Origin of the sequence: Streptococcus pseudopneumoniae (assembly GCF_001074975.1) — a bacterium.
Taxonomy (GTDB): domain Bacteria; phylum Bacillota; class Bacilli; order Lactobacillales; family Streptococcaceae; genus Streptococcus; species Streptococcus pseudopneumoniae_D.
In genome coordinates, this window is record NZ_JUUO01000131.1 from 1 (window position 1) to 5,682 (window position 5,682).

Here is a 5,682-nt window from a genome sequence, read left to right on the forward strand (position 1 = left end):
TATAGTCATTTAGTTTTAAAAAAGCACTCTAAACATTCAAAGATATTGGGGACTTCCCTTAATAAATCCGTCACTTTCTTTTTCAAGATAGCCCAAGCTTGCTCAATAGGATTCAAATCTGGTGAATAAGGTGGTAGAGGTAAGAAAAAGTGTCTATCTTGAATGCAAAGTTCATCCAAAATGTTCTTGGGATGAAAACTAGCATTGTCCATGACAATGACATGAGGTGTCTTCAAAGCAGGCAGGAGTTGCGTTTTGAACCACTCTACAAAGAAGTTACTCGTCATACTTTCCTTGTAAATCATGGGAGCTATAAACTCTCCATCTACTTGTCCTGCAACAATTGAAGTCCGCTCAAAACGCCGTCCGCTAATCTTTTCATAGACTTTCTTTCCTCTAGGAGCCCGTGCATAAGGACGATAGAGGTAGCGGTCGATTCCCGTTTCGTCAATATATACGACTGGTAAATCTTTTAGGTTATCCAAAATATCAAGAAAATCAGCGACTTTCTCTGGATCTTGTTCCTTAAAGCTAGTCGTCTTTTTTTAAAGTGACTTTAATCTGCTTTAAAGCTGCCCATACTGAAGGGACAGCACAATCAAAATGTTCCGCAATTTCCCGTAAAAAAGCGTCTGGATGAACCTCGACAAAGGCTTTCAACTCCTCCAAAGGAATTTTTCGGCTTTTGGCGACTCGCTTTTTCCGTTCTAAGTGCCCTTGTTCACGTAATTTCTTTTCCCACGTGAAGAGAGTTCTGACGCCAACGTCAAAAACTTTAGCTGCCTCGACATGGCTGTGCCCCTCTTTGATGTAATCTAATGCTCGTTGTTTAAAATCAGTACTATATGCCATAGCTTTATTATAACACGTATTTTATAAACTAAGCGACTATAACAGTTTACTTTTATGAAAATCTTAAAAAATCAGTGAAATCCATGATTTCACTGATTTGTATTAATAAAATTGTTTATATGGTTGATTGAAAGCTGTTAGGATTTCATCAGATGTTTGTGAATAATCTTTTGTTTCTTTCAAATCACCTTTTACAATAATACGTTCTGTAGCAGCAAGGTCTTCACAGGTTACTAATGTAATCTCATCAACCCCTTCTCTATCATCAACTTCATCAACACGATCCGGTGTCACACGTTTGACTTCACGTATTTCATAAGTATAAACTTTATTTTTATCAGTTAGATAAATCTTCATACCATTTTTAGCGTTATCCAAAGGAGAAAATAACATTTTATTAGCATTATTGACACCAAAAATATGATGACTAGCTAGACTATAATTTCCTTCTCCCATCACTTGATCACGCTTCATAGTACCAGCACCATAATATAGATTTACGTTATTCAACCCTTTAAAAATCGGCAGATTCATTTCTAACTCAGGAATAGCAATTCCACCAATAACTGGTAATTTTTGAGCATCCCATTGAGAAGCTAGAACAGCTTCCGAAGAGATAGCTTTGACAGAATCAAAATCAAAATTTCCTTCTGTATCCTGATTTTCTTCTATTTTTTCTTTTGTTACCTGACTAACTTGGTACTTATTGGTATTCCAAACCATGAACATATCACGAATTTTTGAATTGAAAATCAAAGCTACTGACAAGATGATTAAGAATCCTGCCAAGACATTGATTAGTAAATTTTTACGGTTTGTTTTCTTTTTGTTCTTTTTATGAGACATTATGCTTCACCTTCTATTTCGTTTTCAGTCCCAACTTCTTCTTTATCTGCCGCTGCAACTGTTGTAAAGGTTACAATTTTGGCATCTTGATCCAGGCGCATCACTTTAACTCCCATAGTTGAGCGACCTGTTTGTGAAATATTGGCAACGTTGGTTCTAATCATGACACCTGTATCAGTGATAATCATCAAATCTTCATCACCTTTAACTGTCAAGAGACCTGATAGAGGACCATTTTTCTCAGCTACATTAGCCGTCTTCATCCCTTTACCACCACGACCTTTAGTTGGATATTCAGTAGCGACTGTACGCTTACCATATCCTTTTTCTGTGATGATAAGAACCTCGTCCTGGTCTGTGATCACACTAGCACCAACAACTGTGTCCCCCTCACGAAGATTAACACCTTTTACACCAGTAGCGATACGGCTCATTCCCCGAACAGCTGACTGATTAAAGCGAACTGCATAACCAAACTTAGTACCAATGATAATATCCGTATCTTCTTCCGTCAACAAGACATTAATTAGCTCATCTTCATCTTTGAGATTCAGTGCTTTAAGTCCATTTTGACGAATGTTAGCAAATTCCTTGACGCTGGTTCTCTTCACAATACCATGACGGGTTGTGAAGAAAAGATAGGCATCATCACTTCGTTCAGACTCGATATTGATGATGGTCTGAATACTTTCGCCTTCATCCAATTTCAAAAGATTGACAATCGGCAAGCCCTTAGCTGTACGGCCATACTCAGGAATTTCATAGCCTTTCAAACGATAGACACGGCCTTTATTTGTGAAGAAGAGTAGGTGATCATGGGTGCTAGTTGACACTAACTCACGAACAAAATCATCATCCTTAACACCTGTACCTTGAACACCACGACCACCTCGTTTTTGAGCAGTAAATTCGCCTTGGTCTAGACGTTTGATGTAACCCTTATTAGACAGTGTAATTAAGACATCCGATTCTTCAATCAAATCCTCATCTTCAAGACTCAAGACTTCACCGACCATCAATTCCGTACGACGTTGGTCGCCAAATTTACGTTTCACTTCATCCAATTCGTCTTTGATGATTTGAGAAACACGTTCCGGCTTAGCAAGAATATCTGTTAAATCCGCAATCAGAGCCAAGAGGTCATCATACTCAGACTGAATCTTATCGCGTTCCAAACCTGTCAAACGACGAAGGCGCATATCAAGGATGGCTTGACTTTGACGTTCAGATAACTTGAATTTGCTCATCAGCTCAGCTTGTGCTTCCGCATCCGTTTCACTAGCACGGATGATACGAATCACTTCGTCGATATGGTCTAGCGCAATTAAGAGACCTTCTAAGATATGAGCACGCGCTTCTGCTTTTTCCTTATCAAAACGAGTACGACGAACAACCACTTCTTTTTGGTGCTCGATATAAGCATCCAAAATCTGACGAAGAGATAAAATCTTCGGCACCCCATTTTGGATAGCTAGCATATTGAAACCAAAGTTGGTTTGCATCTGGGTCATCTTGAAGAGATTGTTGAGGATAACATTGGCTGAGGCATCGCGCTTGACTTCAATAACAAATCGAACACCTTCCCGGTTTGACTCATCACGTACTGCTGTGATGCCCTCAATGCGTTTTTCCTGAACCAAGCGAACAATATGCTCATGCACCTTTGTTTTATTGACCATATAAGGAAATTCTGTTACAACAATGCGCTCACGACCAGTCTTGGTTTCTTCGATTTCAGTACGAGAACGAAGAACAATAGAACCTTTACCTGTTTCGTAGGCCTTATGAATACCTGATTTCCCCATAACAAGGGCACCAGTTGGAAAATCTGGCCCAGGCAAGACTTCCATCAAGTCCTTCGTAGTCACTTCAGGATTATCCATAACCAACTTCACTGCATCAATGGTTTCACCCAGGTTATGAGGTGGAATATTGGTTGCCATCCCAACCGCAATACCAGTCGCTCCATTAACCAAAAGGTTTGGAAAGCGCGCTGGCAAGACCAAGGGTTCACGTTCATTGGCATCATAGTTATCAACAAAATCAACTGTATTTTTATTGATATCACGAAGCATTTCCAGAGCAATCTTGCTCATACGTGCCTCAGTATAACGCTGGGCGGCAGCACCGTCTCCATCCATGGAACCGAAATTCCCATGCCCATCTACAAGCATGTAACGGTAGCTCCACCATTGCGCCATACGGACCATGGCTTCATAGATAGAGGAATCCCCGTGTGGGTGGTACTTACCCATGACATCCCCTGTAATACGAGCAGATTTTTTATGAGGTTTGTCTGGAGTCACACCCAATTCATTCATTCCGTAGAGAATCCGACGGTGAACAGGTTTCAAGCCATCTCGAACATCAGGAAGAGCCCGCGCTACGATAACACTCATGGCGTAATCGATAAAGCTTGTTTTCATCTCCTTTGTCAGATTGACATTCACTAAATTTTTATCCTGCATTAATAAATGCCTCATTTCACAATTAGTAATTAATAATATTATACCACAATGTCCACTATATTTCAGGTATCCAAACCAGCTAAAACGTTTACATCAAGAACTGGAAAGCATATCCGTGACAAAGCTTTTTAAAAGTGATAAAATTAAGATAACTGGGGAAATCCCTGAATAAAATTAAGGAGATGTTTAGAACAATGACTTCAACTAAACAACACAAAAAAGTTATCCTTGTCGGTGATGGTGCTGTAGGTTCATCTTACGCTTTTGCACTTGTTAACCAAGGAATTGCACAAGAGCTTGGAATTATCGAAATTCCACAATTGTTTGAAAAAGCTGTTGGTGATGCTGAAGACCTTAGCCACGCGCTTGCATTTACTTCGCCAAAGAAAATCTACGCGGCTAAGTACGAAGACTGTGCGGACGCTGATCTTGTTGTTATCACAGCCGGTGCTCCTCAAAAACCAGGTGAAACTCGTCTTGACCTTGTAGGTAAAAACCTTGCTATCAACAAATCAATCGTTGAACAAGTTGTTGCTTCAGGTTTTGATGGTATCTTCCTTGTTGCAGCTAACCCAGTAGATGTCTTGACTTATTCAACTTGGAAATTCTCTGGATTCCCTAAAGAACGCGTTATCGGTTCAGGTACTTCACTTGACTCAGCTCGTTTCCGTCAAGCACTTGCTGAAAAAATTGGTGTAGATGCACGTTCAGTTCACGCCTACATCATGGGTGAACACGGTGACTCTGAGTTTGCCGTTTGGTCACATGCTAACGTTGCCGGTGTAAAATTGGAACAATGGTTGCAAGCTAACCGTGACTTAGATGAAGCTGATCTAGTAGAACTTTTCATCTCAGTTCGCGATGCTGCCTACTCAATTATCAACAAGAAAGGTGCTACATACTACGGTATCGCAGTAGCGCTTGCTCGTATCACAAAAGCTATCCTTGATGATGAAAATGCAGTTCTTCCACTTTCTGTATTCCAAGAAGGTCAATATGGTGTTGAGAACGTCTTTATCGGTCAACCAGCTATCGTTGGGGCACACGGTATCGTTCGTCCAGTAAACATTCCATTGAACGACGCAGAAACTCAAAAAATGCAAGCATCTGCAAAAGAATTGCAAGCTATCATTGATGAAGCATGGAAAAATCCTGAATTCCAAGCAGCTTCAAAAAACTAATTTAGATAGAAATAACTCCTTGAATTATCAGGGAGTTGTTTTTTATCTGTGTCTAAACCAAACATTTTATGAAGCTTACGTGAAGGAAATAAGTTCTAATACTATTCGAAAATCTCTTCAAACCACGTCAACGTCGCCTTGCCGTACTCAAGTACAGGCTGCGGCTAGTTTCCTAGTTTGCTCTTTGATTTTTATTGAGTATAAATATAACTATCATGACACGGATTTACAATAATAGCGCTAAGACGCAATAACAAATCAACACTCACATTATTATAGTCGCTTAGTTTATAAAATACGTGTTATAATAAAGCTATGGCATATAGTACTGATTT

Annotated in this window: 3 protein-coding genes and 1 pseudogene; 1 reads left to right on the top strand and 3 read right to left on the bottom strand. The window is 39.7% G+C overall.

The window, feature by feature from the left end; genetic code table 11:
• Positions 1-5: 5 nt before the first annotated feature.
• The 3 genes and pseudogenes from ADI86_RS12380 to gyrA form a co-directional block, all read right to left on the bottom strand.
• A pseudogene (locus ADI86_RS12380) lies at positions 6-852 on the bottom strand (IS630 family transposase).
• 102 nt (positions 853-954) lie between these two features.
• Positions 955-1,698 (bottom strand): class A sortase, encoded by a 744-nt coding sequence (locus ADI86_RS09360; RefSeq protein WP_049532738.1) that lies wholly within the window; start codon positions 1,696-1,698, stop codon positions 955-957.
• On the bottom strand, positions 1,698-4,166 hold the full coding sequence (gyrA, locus tag ADI86_RS09365; RefSeq protein ID WP_049532740.1) for a DNA gyrase subunit A: 2,469 nt from the start codon (positions 4,164-4,166) through the stop codon (positions 1,698-1,700). Before gyrA ends, ADI86_RS09360 begins: the two co-directional genes overlap by 1 nt.
• A 194-nt stretch (positions 4,167-4,360) precedes the next feature.
• Here gyrA and ADI86_RS09370 point away from each other — a divergent pair, with 194 nt between their 5' ends.
• On the top strand, positions 4,361-5,347 hold the full coding sequence (locus ADI86_RS09370) for an L-lactate dehydrogenase (RefSeq protein WP_049532741.1): 987 nt from the start codon (positions 4,361-4,363) through the stop codon (positions 5,345-5,347).
• The last annotated feature ends 335 nt before the right edge of the window (positions 5,348-5,682 follow it).